The organism is Sphingomonas sp. (genome assembly GCF_030145815.1).
In the GTDB taxonomy this organism is placed as follows: domain Bacteria; phylum Pseudomonadota; class Alphaproteobacteria; order Sphingomonadales; family Sphingomonadaceae; genus Sphingomonas.
On sequence record NZ_JAIXHL010000005.1, the window covers coordinates 138227 to 153771 of the forward strand.

The window sequence follows — 15545 nt, forward strand, 5'->3', positions numbered from 1 at the left end:
CTGTCCTTACTGTTCGTCGCCATAGATCGCGACGGTCTTTGCACCGCCAGCGGAAACCTTGCCGCGATACATGCCAGAGGTGTTGAAGCTCCACGCCATCTCACCAGTTGGGCCGGTGACGATGACGCCGCCAGTGCCGCCGAGCGCGCGGGTTTCGGCCATGACGGTGTCGGCCGCGGCCTTGAGGCTTTCGCCCTTGAAGCGGACGCGGGCGCAGATTTCATGGGCGACGCCCTCGCGGATGAAGAACTCGCCCGCCCCGGTTGCCGAGACGGCGCAGGCGCGGTTGTCGGCATAGGTGCCGGCACCGATCAGCGGCGAATCGCCGACGCGGCCCCAGCGCTTGCCGGTGACACCGCCGGTCGAGGTCGCGGCGGCGACGTTGCCCGCCTTGTCCCGCGCCACCGCGCCGACCGTGCCGTATTTCATGTCGACGTCGAACCAGCTGGTCTTCTGCGCCTTCATCTTGTCGAGCTGCTGGCGGCGCTCATCGGTCGCGAACCATTCGGGGCCGACCTGCTCCAGGCCCTTTTCGGCGCTGAACACGTCTGCGCCCTTGCCCGCGAGCATGACGTGCGGGCTGTCCTCCATCACCTTGCGCGCGAGGGTGATCGGGTTCTTGGTCCGCGTGACACCTGCGACCGCGCCTGCCTTGCGGTCCGCGCCGTCCATGATCGCGGCGTCGAGTTCGTTGGTCCCTTCATAGGTGAACACGGCGCCCCGCCCGGCGTTGAAGTGGGGATCGTCCTCCAGCACCTTCACCGCCGCCTCGACCGCGTCGAGCGCGCTGCCGCCGCTGGCGAGAACCTTCGACCCTGCCTCCAGCGCTGCGTCCAGCCCCTTGCGCGCCGCCGCCTCCCGCTCCGGCGTCATCTTGTCGCGTTCGAGCACGCCAGCACCGCCATGAATGACGAGCGTCCAGTCGGGCTTTGATTGGGCGGCAGCAGGGGCGGACATCAACAGGGCTCCGATCAGCAGGGAAAGGCGGTTCATACGGCCTCCGGGGTCAGTTTGGGCGGCGCAGCGACGCGGCGGGTATAGCGCAACCCGATCAACGGCCGCAGCCACGGCACTTCGCGGCCATAACGGTAGAAGACCCAACAGCCCAGCATCGTCACCGGGACGAGCACAATGAACTCGACCGCGGCAGGCAATGAGAGTTTGAGCAGCCAGTACATCGCGACGACGATGATCGTCTGGTGGATCAAATAGAAGGGAAACACCGCCTCGGTCAGCATCGGGCGCAGCCGGTGGTCGCGGTTGAGATAGACCTCTGCAATCCCGATCAGCGCAGCGATCATCATCCACGCCTGAATGTAGCGGGCGGCGAGCATCGTCCGCTCCGCCAGCCACGGCGTCTTGCCGGTATAGGCAATGTCGATCGCGGCGGTGACGGCGTAAGCAGCCAGTCCGATCGCCAATGCCGGTTTCCACAGTCGCGCGATCCAGGCCATTACGGGCTTTGACCCGGCGAGTGCGAAACCGAACAGAAAGGCGGGGAAGTAAGCCAGGTGCGCGACACCGTCGCCGATCACGTCATGGCTGTCGCTCCAGCGCTGAAAAACCACCACCTGAGTCATCAGCAGCCAGGCGCTGGGCAACCACAGGACGCGGGTGCCGGAGAATAGCCGGTCGAACATCCGCTGGGCCACATCGCCGCCGGGCAGGCTGGCGATCAGCACCAGGCCGAGCGTGTAGAGATAGAGATAGCCGACGAACCACAGATGGTTCCAGGTCGGCAAGATGATCGGGCCGAAATCGCCGAAATACCAATAGTGCCGGGTCCAGAAGGTCCAGTAGTCGAACGGATAGGGCCATTGCGTGCGCAACTCGACCCAGGCCTGCGGGGGGACGATGATCGCGACGCCGAACAACAGCGGCAGGATCAGCCGCCAGGTGCGATCCGCAACGAACCGTCCCGCCCCGCGCGACTTGAGCCACAAGGCGCGGCTGGCATAGCCCGACACGACGAACAACAGGGTCAGCCGCCACGGGTTGGTAAACAGCATCGGGACCGTCACCCATCCGGCGGGATCGGCGGTCTTCACATGATAGCCCCATGGCACAAAGACCATGCCGATATGGTAGAAGATCAGCAGGCCGAACGCCCCGATCCGCAGCCAGTCCATGCCATAATGCCGTTCCACCCGCGCGCCATAGCGGGGGCAAGGCAGCTTGTCAGGCGGCTTGCGGTGAGATTTTGGCGGGCACGGCGCGCTGCCGCGGGCCAAGGCCGATCAGCGGGCGCAACCAGCCGATCTCTCGCCCGAGCAAATAGAATGACGTGCAGGTTGCGGCGGTCCCGGCGAACAGGACGAGGAACTGGACACCCGCCGATAGGTGCAGCGGCAGCGTATGCCAGGCGATCAGCACGATCGCGGGCTGATGGACGAGGTAGAAGGGGAACACCGCCTCTGCCATCGTCTTGCGCCAGCGATGGTCCCGGTTCCAGAGGCGGTCGGCGAGCTGGATCAGCACCAATGTCATCGCCCAGCCCATCGCCACCTGCCCCGCCCGCGCGATCGCCATCACCCAATGTGGCGGCACCGCATTGCCGGGATAGGTCACTTCGATCAACAGAACGGCGCCGCCGCTGATCGCGGCCAGCGCCAGCGCACCGGGCCATACCCGACGCAATGCCGGCCACAGCGCGGGCGAACCGGCGAGCACGAAGCCGAACAGGAACAACGGGAAGTAATTGGCATGACCCGCCCAGTCGCGCAGCAACCCCTGTTCGTCCGCAACGACGAACTGCAGGCCCAGCCGTGCGATCACCAGCAGCCCGGCGGGCACCCACACCAGCCGCCATCCCTGCGCGACCCACGGCACGAAGCGGTCTGTGACCAGATCGAGCAGATGACGACCACGCCACAGGATCAGCGCGAGCACGACCGTGTAGGCCCAGAGATAGACCACGAACCACAGATGCTCCCAGCTCGGAAAGATGCGGCCCCAATAGTCGCCGATGCGCCAGTAATCACTGGTCCAGAAGCGCAGATAGCCGTGCGGATACCCCGCCTCGACCACGCGCACCCACATTTCGACCGGGATCAGCACCGCCATGCCAAAGGCGAGCGGCACCAGCAGCCGCAGGTTGCGCGCGTGCAGAAACGCGCGGGGATCGCGCGACTTGGCGAACAGATGCCATGAGGCAAAGCCCGACACCGCGAACAGCAAGGGGAGCCGCCACGGCGTCAGCAACGCCATCGGCGCGATCAACCACGAAAAATTGTAATCGGTATGGATCACCCACGGCCAGGGCGAGAACACCATCGCGATATGATAGACGATCAGCAGCGCGAACGCGGCAATGCGCAGCCAATCGAGGCCGTAATGTCGCCCGGCGCGCATCGGTCCATGGTTCGCTTCACTCACATGCGGCGCTATAGGGGATCGAGCCTCACCAATTGGTTAGCGGGAGCGTCAATGCGGCGGACGAGTTTATTCGGCATGATGCTGGCGCTGAGCACTGCGGTCGCACCCGCCAGCGCACAGCGGGCGATTATCGCCGATACGCCGCCCGCCGGGCGCTTCGATGCCGCCACTGTGCCATCCGCGCCCGACTATGAGGGGCCCGCCAACTGGGCATCGCTGCCTTGGATTCGCGACGATGGCGATATGACACCGCAGGGCGTGGCGGAGCCGCCGCAGCTGAAGGCTCCGGTCGATGTCTTCTTCATCCATTCGGCCGTGCCGCTGCGCAAACCGGTGTGGAATGCCGATCCGAGCGATGTGTGGTTCAACGGCGATGTCGGGCAGACGACGATCCGCAACCATGCCAGCGCGTTCAACGGATGCTGCGCGATCTACGCCCCGCGCTATCGACAGGCGAATCCGGCGGCAGACGATCCCGCCGCGCGGGAGCTCGCCTTTTCCGACGTCGCGCGCGCCTTTGCCACCTTCCGCACCCGCGTCGGCGACCGGCCCTTCATCCTCGCCGGGCATGGCGAGGGCGCGCGGATCGCGCAGTTGCTGATCGAGCGGGTGATCGATGGCCAGCCGGTCGCGGGGCGGATGGTCGCCGCCTATCTGGTCGGCACCCCGGTCACGCGCGACTGGCTGGCGGCGCGACGCGGCATGGCGGCGTGCAGCAGCGCCACCGACACCGGCTGTATCGTCAGCTGGGTCAGCCGGATCGAGGGCAGCGCGCGACCGCACAAGCACCCGCCGATCCTCTGCTCCAATCCGATCAGCTGGACCACCGGGCCCGAGCTGGCACCGCGCGTTCAGCATCGCGGGGCGTGGATGCGCAACGGCGCCGAATTTCCCGAAAAGCTGCGCGCGCCCGATGCCGGGCTGGTCAGCGCGCGATGCGACCGCGATGGCGTGCTGCGCGTGTCCGATCCGGGCGGGGTCTATGCCGAACTGGCCGGGCCGGATGGCAGCTTTGCCGCGCTCGACATCCCGCTGTTCTGGATGGACCTGCGCGCAAATGCGATCGACCGCGTCGCCGCCTTTCTCGCTGCCCGGCGATAGGCTATAGGCGCGGCGAACCCGAGAGGAACTTCCATGTCCGTGCGTCCCTGGCGCGATATCACGCGCCGCCACAGCCGTCAGATCATGGTCGGCAACGTCCCCGTTGGCGGCGATGCCCCGGTCACCGTGCAGACGATGACCAACACCCCGACGTCCGATCCGGTCGCGACGCTCAACCAGATCCGCCGCTGCGAGGATGCCGGTGCGGACATCATCCGCGTCTCCTGCCCCGATGTCGAAAGCACCGCCGCGCTGAAGCAGATCGTGCGCGCCGCGCGGGTGCCGATCGTCGCCGACATCCATTTCCACTATAAGCGCGCGCTCGAAGCCGCCGACGCGGGTGCGGCGTGCCTGCGCATCAACCCCGGCAACATCGGGTCGGCCGATCGCGTCAACGAAGTGGTCAACGCGGCCAAGGCCAATGGCTGCGCGATCCGCATCGGCGTCAACGCGGGTTCGCTCGAAAAGGATCTGCTCGAGAAATATGGCGAACCCTGCCCCGAGGCGCTGGTCGAAAGCGCGCTCGACCATATCAAGCTGTTGCAGGACCGCGATTTCCACGAGTTCAAGGTTGCGGTGAAGGCCAGCGACCTGTTCCTCGCCACAGCCGCCTATCAGCAGCTCGCCGAAGCGGTCGATTGCCCGCTGCATCTGGGCATCACCGAGGCGGGCGGGTTTGTCGGCGGGACGGTGAAGAGCGCGATCGGCATCGGATCTTTGCTGTGGTTCGGGATCGGCGACACGATCCGCGTCTCGCTGTCGGCCGAGCCGGAAGAGGAAGTGCGCGTCGGGTTCGAGATCCTGAAGGCGCTTGGCATCCGCAATCGCGGCGTTCGCGTAGTCAGCTGCCCCAGCTGCGCGCGCCAGGGGTTCGACGTCATCCGCACGGTGCAGACGCTGGAGGAGCGGCTCCAGCATATCCGCACACCCCTGTCGCTCAGCGTGCTCGGCTGCGTCGTCAACGGCCCCGGCGAAGCGCGCGAGACCGATATCGGCCTGACCGGCGGCGGCAATGGCAAGCACATGGTCTATCTGGCCGGCGTGACCGATCACACGGTCGAGGATGCCGATATGCTGGAGCATATCGTCAAGCTGGTCGAGGCCAAGGCGGCGGAGATCGAGGCGGCGAGCGAAGCGCAGGTAGTAGCTGCCGAATAGGTCCTGTGCTACGTGTCAGGTCCGAAAGGATCGGACATGAGCTATCACGCCAAGATGATCGCGGGCGGCAAGATCGTCGTCCCTGCCGAGGTGCGCCGCGCACTTGGCGTGAAGGACGGCGATTCGATTGTGATCGAGCGCGATGAGCGGGGTCAGTTCATCCTCAAAACCTATGCGCAGGTCGTGAAGGAGGTTCAGGCCGCCTTCAAATCCATGGTCGGCCCGTATGATGGCAGCATGGTCGATACGCTCGTCGTGGAGCGGGAGCGCGAAGCGGCGGAGGAAGAGCGCCGCACGCAGGAATGGCTCGATCGTTATCATCCGTCGACATGAGCTATGTCCTTGATGCGTCTGCGCTGATTGCCCTGGCGCTCGGGGAGCCGGGCTCAGGTGTGGTCGCAAGGTTCGCGCAACACACTCTGATTTCTACGGTCAATGTGAGCGAGTTTCTGCAACGCTTGCGCGACTATGGCATTCCCGAAGAGCAGGCGCTGTATCAAATCTCGCGGTTCGAGATCGACATCGTGCCGTTCGATCTGGAGCAAGCTCAGCTCGCCGCCAAGCTGAGGTCCACCACGAAGCATCTCGGCCTGTCGTTGGGCGACCGGGCCTGCCTGTCGCTCGCCGTTGCACGCGGTCGCCACGTCCTGACCGCCGACCAGAGGATGGCGCAGGCTGAAATCGAGATCGATATCCGCATGATCCGCTGAGTCTCGCCTTAACGGCACCGGCACGCTAGGCGGCTGCGATGTCACGCCCCGCCTCCCCCCTTTTCGCCTTTGCGGTCGCGTCGCTTGGCATCGCCATCTTCTCGTCGATGGACGCGGTGATGAAGGGGCTGGTGCTCGCGCTCGGTGCCTATAACGCGCTGACGTGGCGGATGATGGCGGGCATCGTGGCGAGCGGGGTGCCCTATGCGCTGTCGCGCCCGAAGCGGCCCAGTCGCGCCGCGATGCGGCTGCATCTGCTGCGCGCGGCGGTGTCGGCGGTGATGACGCTGCTGTTCTTCTGGGGCCTGGGCCGGGTGCCGATGGCGCAGGCGATCGCGCTGGCCTTCATTGCGCCAATCATCGCGCTGTTCCTGGCCACGTGGCTGCTCAAGGAGCGTATCACGCGCGTCACGATCATCGCCACCGCGCTGGCCTTTGCCGGCGTCGTGCTGATCCTGTTCGGACAGGCGCAGGCGCAACTGGGGCGCGAGGCGTTCTGGGGCGCGATTGCGATCCTCGTGTCCGCGGTCGCCTATGCCTGGAACATCATCCTGATGCGGCAACAGTCGCTCGTCGCCGGGGCGCTCGAGGTCGCCTTCTACCAGTCGCTGTTCATCTTCATCGTGTTCATGTTCGCCGCGCCGTGGCTGCTCGCGGTTCCGTCAATGGAGCATGTTCCGGCAATCGTCTTGGCGGCGGTGCTGGCGACGATGTCGCTGTTCCTGCTGAGCTGGGCCTATGCCCGCGCCGAGGCCAATTATCTTGCACCGACCGAATATACCGGCTTCCTGTGGGCGACGCTGTGGGGATGGGTGGTGTTCGACGAAGGCGTTTCGCTGTTCACCGTGGCCGGGACGGCACTGATCGTGGGGGGCTGCATCATCGCGGCGCGGCGGCGCGACCATGCGCCCGTCGCCGATACGGAGGCACAGATTTGATCACGATCCGTCAAGCCGAGGCGCCGGATTTCCAGTTGGTCGCCGACTTCATCCGCAAGCTCGCCGACTATGAGAAGCTGGCCCATGAAGTGCGCTTCGACGATGCGACGCTGCACCGCCATCTGTTCGGGCCGCGCCCGGCAGCCGAGGTGCTGATCGGCGAGGTCGATGGCGAGCCCGCCGGGTTTGCGCTGTACTTCCAGACCTTTTCGACCTTCGAGGGCAAGCCCGGCATCTGGCTGGAGGATCTGTTCGTCGAGCCGCATGCGCGCGGCGCGGGGCTGGGCCGGGCGCTGCTGTCGCGGCTCGCGGCGCTGGTCATCGAGCGCGGCGGGGCGCGGCTGGAGTGGAACGTCCTCGACTGGAACGAGCTGGGCAAGGGCTTTTATCGGACCATCGGCGCGGCGCATGTCGATGGCTGGGAACGGTGGCGGATGCAGGACGAGGCGCTGGCGGCGCTGGCCCATGGCGTTTGACGCGGGACTGATCGACTGGGCCAAAGAGGCGCTGGAGCCGCTCGGCACGATCACGCACCGCCCGATGATGGGCGCGGCGGTGCTCTATTGCGACGGCCTCGTCTTCGCGGTGGTCGATGAGGAGTCGATCTACTTCAAGAACGACAAGGTGAGCGCGCCGCTATGGGACGAGGCCGGCTGTTCGCCCTTCACCTTCACCGGCAAGGATGGCGAGACCGTGTCGATGAACTATCGCCGCGCGCCGGACGACGTCTATGACGATGCTGAGGCGATGCAGCGCTGGGCGGGGCTGGCGCTCGAGGCGAGCCGCCGCGCGCCGGTCAAGAAGAAGCGCGGCTGACGCGGGTCACGCGCGCTGCATCTGCGCGATATCGCGCCGCGGCGGCGCACCGAACAGGCGGCGATATTCGCGGCTGAACTGCGACGGGCTGTCATAACCGACCGCAAAACCCGCGCTGCCCGCGCTCGCCCCCTCCGCCAGCATCAGGCGCCGCGCCTCCTGCAGGCGCAGCTGTTTCTGATATTCGATCGGGGTCATCCGGGTCATCGCCTTGAAATGCGCATGGAGCGAGGATTCGCTCATGCCCGCCGCGTCGGCGATGTCGCGGATGCGCAATTGCTTGTCGAAGCTGCTGCGGATCGTCTGAATCGCGCGGCTGACCTGCCGCAAATGGCTGTCGCCCGCTGCGATGTGCCGCAGCATCGGGCCGTGCGGGCCAGCGAGCAGGCGGTAGAGGATCTCGCGTTCGATCAGCGGGGCGAGCATCGCGATATCGCCCGGTGTGTCCAGTAGCGCGACGAGTCGGCATGCGGCGTCGACCAGCCCCGGATCGCTGGGATAAACCGCGAGCGCAGGAAGCCCCGCCGGTGCGCCCGGTCCGCCCTGAGCCATCACCAGATCGGCGAGCGCGGCCATGTCGAGGTCGATCTTGCAGCAAAGATAGGGCTGGTCCGAGCTGGCCTGAAGCACATGGCCGACCAGCGGCAAATCGACCGACACCACCAGATAATGCGCAGCGTCATAGACGACGCTGTGCTCACCGAGCGACACCCGCTTCGATCCTTGGGCGATCAGGCAAAGCGATGCTTCATAGACCGCCGGCACCGGATGGGTCGGCTCATGCCCGCGGATCAGCGCAAGACGCGGCACCGCGCACCCGAACATCCCGGGTTCCTGTGTATGTCGGGCGATGACCGCCGCGAGTTCTGCGATGCGTTTCATGAGCATCCTTGTCGCGCGCGGGCCGCAACATCGCAAGCTGCGCACGATTGATTTGGAGGATCATGCAATTTCTGCGGGCGATCGCTCTACCGCTTTCGGCGGCTCCGAGGCCATTTCCGCTGCACCAACTCAAGCGGAAAGGAACCGACCCATGACCACCGGAACCATCGACAAGACCATCCTCGTCACCGGCGCATCGAGCGGAATCGGCGAGGCTGCCGTTCGCGAACTCGCCGCTGCCGGAGCCCGCCTGTTCATCGGCGCGCGCCGTACCGACCGGCTCGCCGCGCTGGCCGACGAACTCGGCGATAACGTCGCCTGGCAGCAACTCGACGTAGCCGATGGCGACAGTTTCGAAGCATTCGTCGCAGCCGCGGAAGCGCGCTTCGGACGGGTCGACGTGCTGGTCAACAATGCCGGCGTGATGCCGCTCTCCCGCCTCGATGCGCTGAAGCGCGACGAGTGGAAGCGGATGATCGACGTCAACGTGCATGGCGTGCTCAACGGCATCGCATCGGTGCTGCCGCGCTTCACCGCGCAGGGCGGCGGGCATGTCATCAATGTCGCGTCGGTCGCAGCGCACATGGTCGCGCCGACCTGTGCAGTTTATTGCGCGACCAAACACGCCGTGTGGGCGATCACCGAAGGGCTGCGGATGGAGCATGACGATATCCGCGCCACGGTCATCTCGCCCGGCGTGGTCGCGACCGAGCTGGGCGACGACATCACCGTTCCCGAGATCGCGGATGGGTTGAAGCAGTGGCGGCAGAAGTCGCTGACGCCCGACGCGATTGCTCGTGCGATCGCCTATGCCATCGCCCAGCCCGACGGCGTCGATGTGAGCGAGATCATCGTCCGCCCGGCAGGCGGCGCATTCTGAACGAACAAGGCCCCGGACGCATGTGCATCCGGGGCCTTGCCCACTTCGATACGGGAAACGGGTTAGGCCGCTTCGGCCGCAGCCTTGGCCTGCTTCGCTGCTTCGATCGCCTCGACCACGATCCGCTTGGCTTCCTCGGCATCGCCCCACTGGCCGATGCGGACCCACTTTTCGGACTCCAGGTCCTTATAGTGTTTGAAGAAATGTTCGATCTGCTGAAGCACGATCGAGGGCAGGTCCTGCCGCTCACCCACGTCCGAATAATAAGGAAAGGTGGTGTCGACGGGGACGCAAATCAGCTTTTCGTCGCCGCCGGCTTCGTCTTCCAGCTTGAGCACGCCGATCGGACGCGCGCGCACGACGCAACCCGGGATGAAGGGCGAGCGCGAGATCACCAGCGCGTCGAGCGGGTCGCCATCGGGCGACAGCGTGTGCGGCACGAAGCCATAGTTCGCGGGATAGCGCATCGGCGTGTGCAGGATGCGGTCGACGAACAGCGCGCCCGATTCCTTGTCGAACTCATACTTCACCGGCTCACCGCCGGTCGGCACTTCGATGATGACGTTGAGGCTGTGCGGCGCGTCGTCGCCGACAGGGATTTTGTCGATACGCATGGTTAGTCCTTGTTATCTGGTCGGCCGATGCCTTGCCCGCGTCAGCGAGCCTGCAACAACCTATCCAGGCCACCCTCTCCGGTGCCGATTTTTTCGAGGCGCGGATAGCGCAGCCCGCCGGTATAGTCGATGGTCGTTTCGCGGTAGCGCGTGCCGCTTTTGATCATCAGCTTGATCGGGGCCTTGCTGGCCTTGGCCTCGACGATCGCAGCCTTCAGCCGGTCGTCGCTATATTCCCGGCCGGCGACAGCGACGATCGTATCGCCCAGGTCGAGCCCAGCGTTGAACGCGGGCGAATCCCAGGTGACGCTGCCGATCGCCCCGCCCTTGCCCACGGCAAGGCCCAGCGAATAGCTGAAGTCGGCGCGGCTGGCACGCTTCTCGGCGTTCTTGAACGCTGCGGTGGGCTCGTCGGTGTAGATCAGCCGGTAGCCATTTGCCGTAAAGCCCGCGAGCGGCGCCTTGGGCGCGACATCATAGACGCGCGCCTTGAGGAACCCGGCCCAGTCATAGGGCTGGATCGTGTTCAGCGTCGCCACGACCTCGGCGAGGTCATAGGTCAGCACGCCCCAGTCGCCGTCGCGCATCCCGAAAAAGGCGCGCGCGAAATCGTCCATCGACTTCTTGCCGCCCGACAATTCGCGCAGCTTGGCGTCGGCCTCGAGCCAGATCAGCAGGCCTTCATTGTAATAATCCTCCGACCGCTGCCAGCTGACCCAGCCCTTGGGGCGGCGAGCGGAGATAATCGGATCGTTGGTGGTATCGACCAGCGGCCGCCATTCGCGCGCCGGGCGGTTGTCGAGGCTGGCGGCGATGTTGGCCAGCATGTCGAGCGTATCCTGTTTCGACACGATGCCCGACCGCGCCTGAAGGACATAGCCCCAGAATTGAGTCTGTCCTTCATAGACCCACAGCATCGAATCGCGCATCGGGGTGCGGAAGTCGGGGGTCCAGGCGTCGGCACCGCGGCGGAACTTGCCGTTCCAGCTATGCACGAATTCATGGGGGAGCAGGTTGCGCGAGCCCGGCCCCTCGCTCCACTTGGTGAAATAGCCGGGGCCGACGCCGTTTTCGGAGCTGCGGTGATGCTCCAGGCCGATGCCGCCCATCTCGTCGCTGATCGACAGCAGGAATTCGTAGCGGTCGTAATGCTGCGCGCCGAACAGCTTCACCGACTGTTCGACCAGCTTCTTATGCGCTTCGATCTGCTCGGGCTTGGCGTCGAGCTCTTCCGGCTCGTCGGCAAAGACGTTGAGGTCGACGCGATCCGACAGCTTGAACTCGCGATAATGTTTCCCGGCGAACACCGGCGAGTCGATCAGCGTTTCATAGTCGGTGGTTTCGTAGATATAGGATTCGCCCTGCTTGGTCGCGGGCAGGCCCGACACGGCGGTCCAGCCCTGAGGATAGGTCACGGTCGCCGATACCGGGATACGGCGCGTGAAATAGCCGGCGGGATAGAGGCTGACCTGTTCGAACTGCAGGTTGAGCATGGTCGATGCGATCGACACGCGGCCCTGATCCTTGTCGGTCGCGCCGAGGAACTGGAACTCGATATCCAGCTGCTTCGCGCCGGCCGGCACGTCGAGGTGGAAGGCCCAGACGTCGACCGTGTCGCGGGTCCAGGCGACCGGCTTGCCATTGGCGCTGATCTTCAGCCCCGCCAGCTTCTCGATCTCGCCGCGCGCGGCGTGCTTGCCGGGAAGCCAGGCGGGCATCATGAGCACCATGGAACCGGCGTCGGCAACCGGGATCACCTGCTTCACGCGATAGATCGCCTGCTGCACATCGGTCGCATCGACCTTGACCGTCATCGTGCCGGGATAGGCAATGTCCTTGGCGACCGGGATACGATTGTCGAACGGCAGCGGCTGAGGGGTGCTGTTCTGGGCGGTGGCAGCGGAAGTGGCGAGCAACAGGGCGGTGAGCGCGATGGCGCGACGCATGAACGAACCTTTCGGGAGGGGCCGGGTTATTTTGTTACCCTAACCAGTCCAACGCGGGGAGGTAAAGGCTTGGCGCAAACAGGCTTCACGGCTTGCTTACCATTTTCACGCTAGACGATGCGCCATGTATCACGACCCCGCCCTTGCCCGCAGCGTCAAGGCCGATCCGCGGCCCAAATCCGCCGTCAGCACCGGGTGCGGCCTTGCCGGCTTGGTCGGCATGGCGATCTGGCTGACCATCGCGCGCACCTATGGCCTCGACGGTCCCTTCGCGGCGCTGGTCAATCTCGCCGCCGGTGGCATCCCGATGGTGCTGTGGGCGGTGTTTGTCGACAAGGTGCATCGCAATCCGACGACCGGGGTCAAGTGGAGCGATCCGCTTCCGTTCAGCGAAACGCGTGACATTTCGATCACCAAGCTGGCCGGGCTGTGGCTGACCTGGGGCGGGATCGCCGGCATCTATGCCGTGTGCCGTTTCTACTGGGAGGGCAATTTCGCGTTCGCCATGTGGTGTTTCCAGATGGCGGCGCCCGCATTGTTCATCCTGTCGATCCCCTATGTGCTGTGGATCGACCGGTATCTGGAGAAGCCCAAGGACGGCGCGTACATGCTCGGCGCGTGGCTGATCGGATCGAAAGAGCCGGTGGATGAGGCCGCGATCCACAATCATCTGCGCAGCTGGGCGGTCAAGGCGTTCTTCCTCGCCTTCATGCTCGCGATCGTACCGCCGGGATTCGGCGCGTTCGTGCGTGCCGACGCGAGCGGCATCCTGACCAACCCGATCGCGCTGGCCAACTGGCTGATCACGGGCATGTTCATGCTCGACGTGGCGTTTGCGACCGTGGGCTACATCCTCACCTTCCGCCCGCTCGACAGCCATATCCGCACCGCCAACCCCTATGCGGGCGCGTGGGCGGTGGCGCTGATCTGCTACCCGCCGTTCATCCTGATGGGCAATGGCGGGCCGCTCGACTATCATCCCGGCACGTCGGACTGGACGCATTGGCTGGCGGGGCATGACGTGCTGCTGTGGATCGTCGGCGCGGTGCTGGTGGCGCTGACCGGCATCTATGCCTGGGCAACGATGGCGTTCGGCTTCCGCTTTTCGAACCTGACGCATCGCGGGATCATCACGCATGGGCCGTACGCGTTCACGCGGCACCCGGCCTATCTGTCGAAGAACCTGTTCTGGTGGATCGCGACCTGCCCGCTGCTGGTCACCACCGGGAGCCTGGCCGACGCGGCGCGCGCTAGCCTTCTGCTCGGACTGGTCAGCCTGATCTATTATGTCCGCGCGAAGACCGAGGAAAAGCACCTCGGTGAAGACCCTGACTACCGAGCGTATAGCGAGTGGATGGAGCGCAATGCGCCGATCCCGCGGTTTTTTGCGTGGGTGATGGGGAAGAGTGGGAAGGGTGAGGCCGCGGGGTAGGTTGTGATACCGGACGCGACCGCTTTTGGCAGATGGCGGGAATGTCCAACTCGGAGCGGCTAGTCATCATTCAGGAGTGGCCGGATGACCCGAGCGCCCCCGTCATCGGGGTGAATGACCAGCACGACGTCATCCGGATAGGCCCAAGGCAAACTTCGGATAAAAGTCGAGAACCCCGCCTCATCGAAATGATTGTAACCGCCAATCGCGATGCAGCAGCCTGGATGCCAGTCCGCCGCAGCTCCATCGACCAAAACCAGCGGTTGTAACTCCTTCGCGCCCAGCCAGTCGTTGATTTGGTAAGAAGGAAAATCGGGACCATGTATGACTGGTTCCGCTACTGAGTAGGTTAGGATAATGCCGCTCACTTTGCTCATGCACATCCTCCCCGGTACGATCAGGCTCCTGAAATCATAGCCTGTGACCGACCGCAATGGGGTAGTTCCCCGACAGACTGCTTTTGTCGGTTCGTGGCGTAACCCAACTTCGTCACCCCGGCCTTGTGCCGGGGTCCACTCATCCTCCCGCGCTTCGCTAGCACCTCTTGGTTCGCGCTTGCCTCCCGGTGGACCCCGGAACAAGTCCGGGGTGACGGTTGGGTTTGGGGCTCGGGTTTAGCCCATCCACTCGACCCACGCGCCGTGAGCATGGGCCGCCGCGAGCAGCTGCGGTTCCCCGCCCCCCGGCCAGTACCGCACCGTCAGTTCGTGGCGGAAGGTCTGCCGGTTCGCCTCGACCGCGATCCAGGCCAGCGGGCGTTCGGGTGTCGCGTTCGCCCCCGCCGTCGCCATCGCAGACGTGACCGCCGCCTGTCGCTCGGCTCCGAGATATTGCCAGACGATCGAGTGCATCAGCACGCGGGTCGTCCCCGCCGCCTGTGGGCGGGCGAGCGCCTCGACGACGAACGCCGCCGCGTCAGTCTCGACCAGATCGGGCGCGCGTCGGGCCGCTTCCGCCGCTGCGATTTCCAGCCGCTCTGCCCGCACGCGATGTTCGGGCCAGGCATAGGCGCGCAGGCGCAGCAATGCCGCGGGGTCCGTCAGGTCGATCGGGGCGACGTCGCAGCCGCGTAGCGACACGATCTCGACCGAACCCTCGGGCGGTGGCGGGCCGCGCCACTCTGGGGCGATCCGCATCGCCGCATCGTCCGGCCCGACCGCGATTCCGCCAAGGTCGTAGCGGTAGCGGTCCATCATCAGGTTGATCCCCGCGCTCGACCCGATTTCGATACACTCGAACCGGGCGGGCAGGCCCCGCGCGGCCAGCCACAGCATCGCGGCGGCATAGTTGCTCGACCGCGCCGCCTCATTGGTCTGCGGCGGGCTGTCGAGCCAGGGGAGCAGCGCCGCGTCGTTCGCGTCGATCGCAGCGTTGACCAGCGGGCCGGCGTCCACCGCCTCCCCGGCGTAAAGGCTACCAAGCGACGGCGCCGCACCGGTCAGATACAGCGCATGCAGCCCGCCCGCCGCGCGCAGCGGGAGTGCGTCGGCCATCGGCTTGCCCGGCCAGTCGCGCAGCCTTGCGCGGAACGCCCCCGGCCCGTCGATCCCGTCGAGGATCGCCTGCACCACGCTGGCGGTCAGGCCCGCATCGTTCGCGCGGCAATAGTCGACCTGATTGGCGAACGCCGTCCGCACATCCTCCAGCGCCATCCAGTCGGCCATGCCCTGCCCTTTCCGCCGATAAAGCCGTG

17 protein-coding genes are annotated in these 15545 nt (G+C 65.5%); 9 read left to right on the forward strand and 8 right to left on the reverse strand.

Translation table 11 applies throughout. From position 1 onward, the window contains the following. Positions 1-6 precede the first annotated feature (6 nt). From KYX69_RS06280 to KYX69_RS06290, 3 genes are read right to left on the reverse strand one after another with little or no spacing between them, the layout of a single operon-like run. Entirely contained in the window at positions 7-957 is a 951-nt protein-coding gene (locus KYX69_RS06280; RefSeq protein ID WP_300495220.1) for an isoaspartyl peptidase/L-asparaginase family protein, read from the reverse strand. A 32-nt stretch (positions 958-989) separates the two neighbouring features. Continuing rightward, positions 990-2147: an acyltransferase family protein gene (locus KYX69_RS06285; protein ID WP_300495101.1), complete on the reverse strand. Its 1158-nt coding sequence runs from the start codon at positions 2145-2147 to the stop codon at positions 990-992. A gap of 31 nt (positions 2148-2178) precedes the next feature. Further along, on the reverse strand, positions 2179-3375 hold the full coding sequence (locus KYX69_RS06290; protein ID WP_300495103.1) for an acyltransferase family protein: 1197 nt from the start codon (positions 3373-3375) through the stop codon (positions 2179-2181). Between the two features lie 51 nt (positions 3376-3426). Here KYX69_RS06290 and KYX69_RS06295 point away from each other — a divergent pair, with 51 nt between their 5' ends. Genes KYX69_RS06295 through KYX69_RS06325 form a run of 7 tightly spaced genes read left to right on the forward strand, consistent with a single transcriptional unit; the run spans position 3427 to position 8098 of the window. Continuing rightward, on the forward strand, positions 3427-4476 hold the full coding sequence (locus KYX69_RS06295) for a DUF3089 domain-containing protein (RefSeq protein ID WP_300495105.1): 1050 nt from the start codon (positions 3427-3429) through the stop codon (positions 4474-4476). Between the two features lie 33 nt (positions 4477-4509). Continuing rightward, positions 4510-5634 carry a flavodoxin-dependent (E)-4-hydroxy-3-methylbut-2-enyl-diphosphate synthase gene (gene ispG / locus KYX69_RS06300; RefSeq protein ID WP_300495107.1) on the forward strand — a complete coding sequence of 375 codons (1125 nt, stop codon included), beginning with the start codon at positions 4510-4512 and terminating at the stop codon, positions 5632-5634. Positions 5635-5670: 36 nt separating this feature from the next. Further along, on the forward strand, positions 5671-5967 hold the full coding sequence (locus KYX69_RS06305) for an AbrB/MazE/SpoVT family DNA-binding domain-containing protein (protein ID WP_300495109.1): 297 nt from the start codon (positions 5671-5673) through the stop codon (positions 5965-5967). Beyond that, positions 5964-6344, forward strand: a complete 381-nt coding sequence (locus tag KYX69_RS06310) for a type II toxin-antitoxin system VapC family toxin (protein ID WP_300495110.1) — start codon at positions 5964-5966, stop codon at positions 6342-6344. Before KYX69_RS06305 ends, KYX69_RS06310 begins: the two co-directional genes overlap by 4 nt. A gap of 38 nt (positions 6345-6382) precedes the next feature. Next, positions 6383-7282, forward strand: a complete 900-nt coding sequence (locus KYX69_RS06315) for a DMT family transporter (protein ID WP_300495112.1) — start codon at positions 6383-6385, stop codon at positions 7280-7282. Continuing rightward, on the forward strand, positions 7279-7758 hold the full coding sequence (locus KYX69_RS06320) for a GNAT family N-acetyltransferase (RefSeq protein WP_300495115.1): 480 nt from the start codon (positions 7279-7281) through the stop codon (positions 7756-7758). The genes KYX69_RS06315 and KYX69_RS06320 overlap by 4 nt, the downstream gene beginning before the upstream one ends. Beyond that, positions 7748-8098, forward strand: a complete 351-nt coding sequence (locus KYX69_RS06325; protein ID WP_300495118.1) for a TfoX/Sxy family protein — start codon at positions 7748-7750, stop codon at positions 8096-8098. Before KYX69_RS06320 ends, KYX69_RS06325 begins: the two co-directional genes overlap by 11 nt. A 6-nt stretch (positions 8099-8104) precedes the next feature. Here KYX69_RS06325 and KYX69_RS06330 read toward each other — a convergent pair whose 3' ends face one another. After that, positions 8105-8980, reverse strand: coding sequence for an AraC family transcriptional regulator (locus tag KYX69_RS06330; protein WP_300495121.1), 876 nt, complete (start codon positions 8978-8980; stop codon positions 8105-8107). Between the two features lie 151 nt (positions 8981-9131). Between KYX69_RS06330 and KYX69_RS06335 the strand changes: the two genes are divergently transcribed. Beyond that, complete coding sequence (locus tag KYX69_RS06335) at positions 9132-9860, forward strand: SDR family oxidoreductase (RefSeq protein ID WP_300495122.1); 729 nt, start codon at positions 9132-9134, stop codon at positions 9858-9860. A gap of 62 nt (positions 9861-9922) precedes the next feature. Here KYX69_RS06335 and ppa read toward each other — a convergent pair whose 3' ends face one another. Continuing rightward, positions 9923-10474: an inorganic diphosphatase gene (gene ppa / locus KYX69_RS06340; RefSeq protein WP_300495125.1), complete on the reverse strand. Its 552-nt coding sequence runs from the start codon at positions 10472-10474 to the stop codon at positions 9923-9925. A gap of 41 nt (positions 10475-10515) precedes the next feature. After that, the gene (locus KYX69_RS06345) at positions 10516-12420 is read right to left on the reverse strand and encodes a peptidase M61 (protein WP_300495128.1); all 1905 of its coding nucleotides are present in this window, start codon (positions 12418-12420) and stop codon (positions 10516-10518) included. A 124-nt stretch (positions 12421-12544) separates the two neighbouring features. Between KYX69_RS06345 and KYX69_RS06350 the strand changes: the two genes are divergently transcribed. Beyond that, entirely contained in the window at positions 12545-13852 is a 1308-nt protein-coding gene (locus KYX69_RS06350) for an isoprenylcysteine carboxylmethyltransferase family protein (protein WP_300495131.1), read from the forward strand. 59 nt (positions 13853-13911) lie between these two features. Here KYX69_RS06350 and KYX69_RS06355 read toward each other — a convergent pair whose 3' ends face one another. Together KYX69_RS06355 and KYX69_RS06360 are read right to left on the reverse strand one after the other, a co-directional pair. Beyond that, a complete protein-coding gene (locus KYX69_RS06355; RefSeq protein WP_300495133.1) occupies positions 13912-14229 on the reverse strand; it encodes a hypothetical protein in 318 nt (105 codons plus the stop codon). Between the two features lie 237 nt (positions 14230-14466). Further along, on the reverse strand, positions 14467-15516 hold the full coding sequence (locus tag KYX69_RS06360; RefSeq protein ID WP_300495136.1) for a DUF2332 domain-containing protein: 1050 nt from the start codon (positions 15514-15516) through the stop codon (positions 14467-14469). Between the last annotated feature and the right edge of the window lie 29 nt (positions 15517-15545).

Bases quoted from the DNA above. Each gene is read 5' to 3' on its own strand.
- KYX69_RS06360 (WP_300495136.1), bottom strand. From the start codon at position 15,516: ATGGCCGACTGGATGGCGCTGGAGGATGTGCGGACGGCGTTCGCCAAT.
- KYX69_RS06350 (WP_300495131.1), top strand. From the start codon at position 12,545: ATGTATCACGACCCCGCCCTTGCCCGCAGCGTCAAGGCCGATCCGCGG.
- KYX69_RS06335 (WP_300495122.1), top strand. From the start codon at position 9,132: ATGACCACCGGAACCATCGACAAGACCATCCTCGTCACCGGCGCATCG.
- KYX69_RS06310 (WP_300495110.1), top strand. From the start codon at position 5,964: ATGAGCTATGTCCTTGATGCGTCTGCGCTGATTGCCCTGGCGCTCGGG.
- KYX69_RS06295 (WP_300495105.1), top strand. From the start codon at position 3,427: ATGCGGCGGACGAGTTTATTCGGCATGATGCTGGCGCTGAGCACTGCG.
- ppa (WP_300495125.1), bottom strand. From the start codon at position 10,474: ATGCGTATCGACAAAATCCCTGTCGGCGACGACGCGCCGCACAGCCTC.
- KYX69_RS06315 (WP_300495112.1), top strand. From the start codon at position 6,383: ATGTCACGCCCCGCCTCCCCCCTTTTCGCCTTTGCGGTCGCGTCGCTT.
- KYX69_RS06305 (WP_300495109.1), top strand. From the start codon at position 5,671: ATGAGCTATCACGCCAAGATGATCGCGGGCGGCAAGATCGTCGTCCCT.
- KYX69_RS06325 (WP_300495118.1), top strand. From the start codon at position 7,748: ATGGCGTTTGACGCGGGACTGATCGACTGGGCCAAAGAGGCGCTGGAG.
- ispG (WP_300495107.1), top strand. From the start codon at position 4,510: ATGTCCGTGCGTCCCTGGCGCGATATCACGCGCCGCCACAGCCGTCAG.
- KYX69_RS06355 (WP_300495133.1), bottom strand. From the start codon at position 14,229: ATGAGCAAAGTGAGCGGCATTATCCTAACCTACTCAGTAGCGGAACCA.
- KYX69_RS06330 (WP_300495121.1), bottom strand. From the start codon at position 8,980: ATGAAACGCATCGCAGAACTCGCGGCGGTCATCGCCCGACATACACAG.
- KYX69_RS06345 (WP_300495128.1), bottom strand. From the start codon at position 12,420: ATGCGTCGCGCCATCGCGCTCACCGCCCTGTTGCTCGCCACTTCCGCT.
- KYX69_RS06280 (WP_300495220.1), bottom strand. From the start codon at position 957: ATGTCCGCCCCTGCTGCCGCCCAATCAAAGCCCGACTGGACGCTCGTC.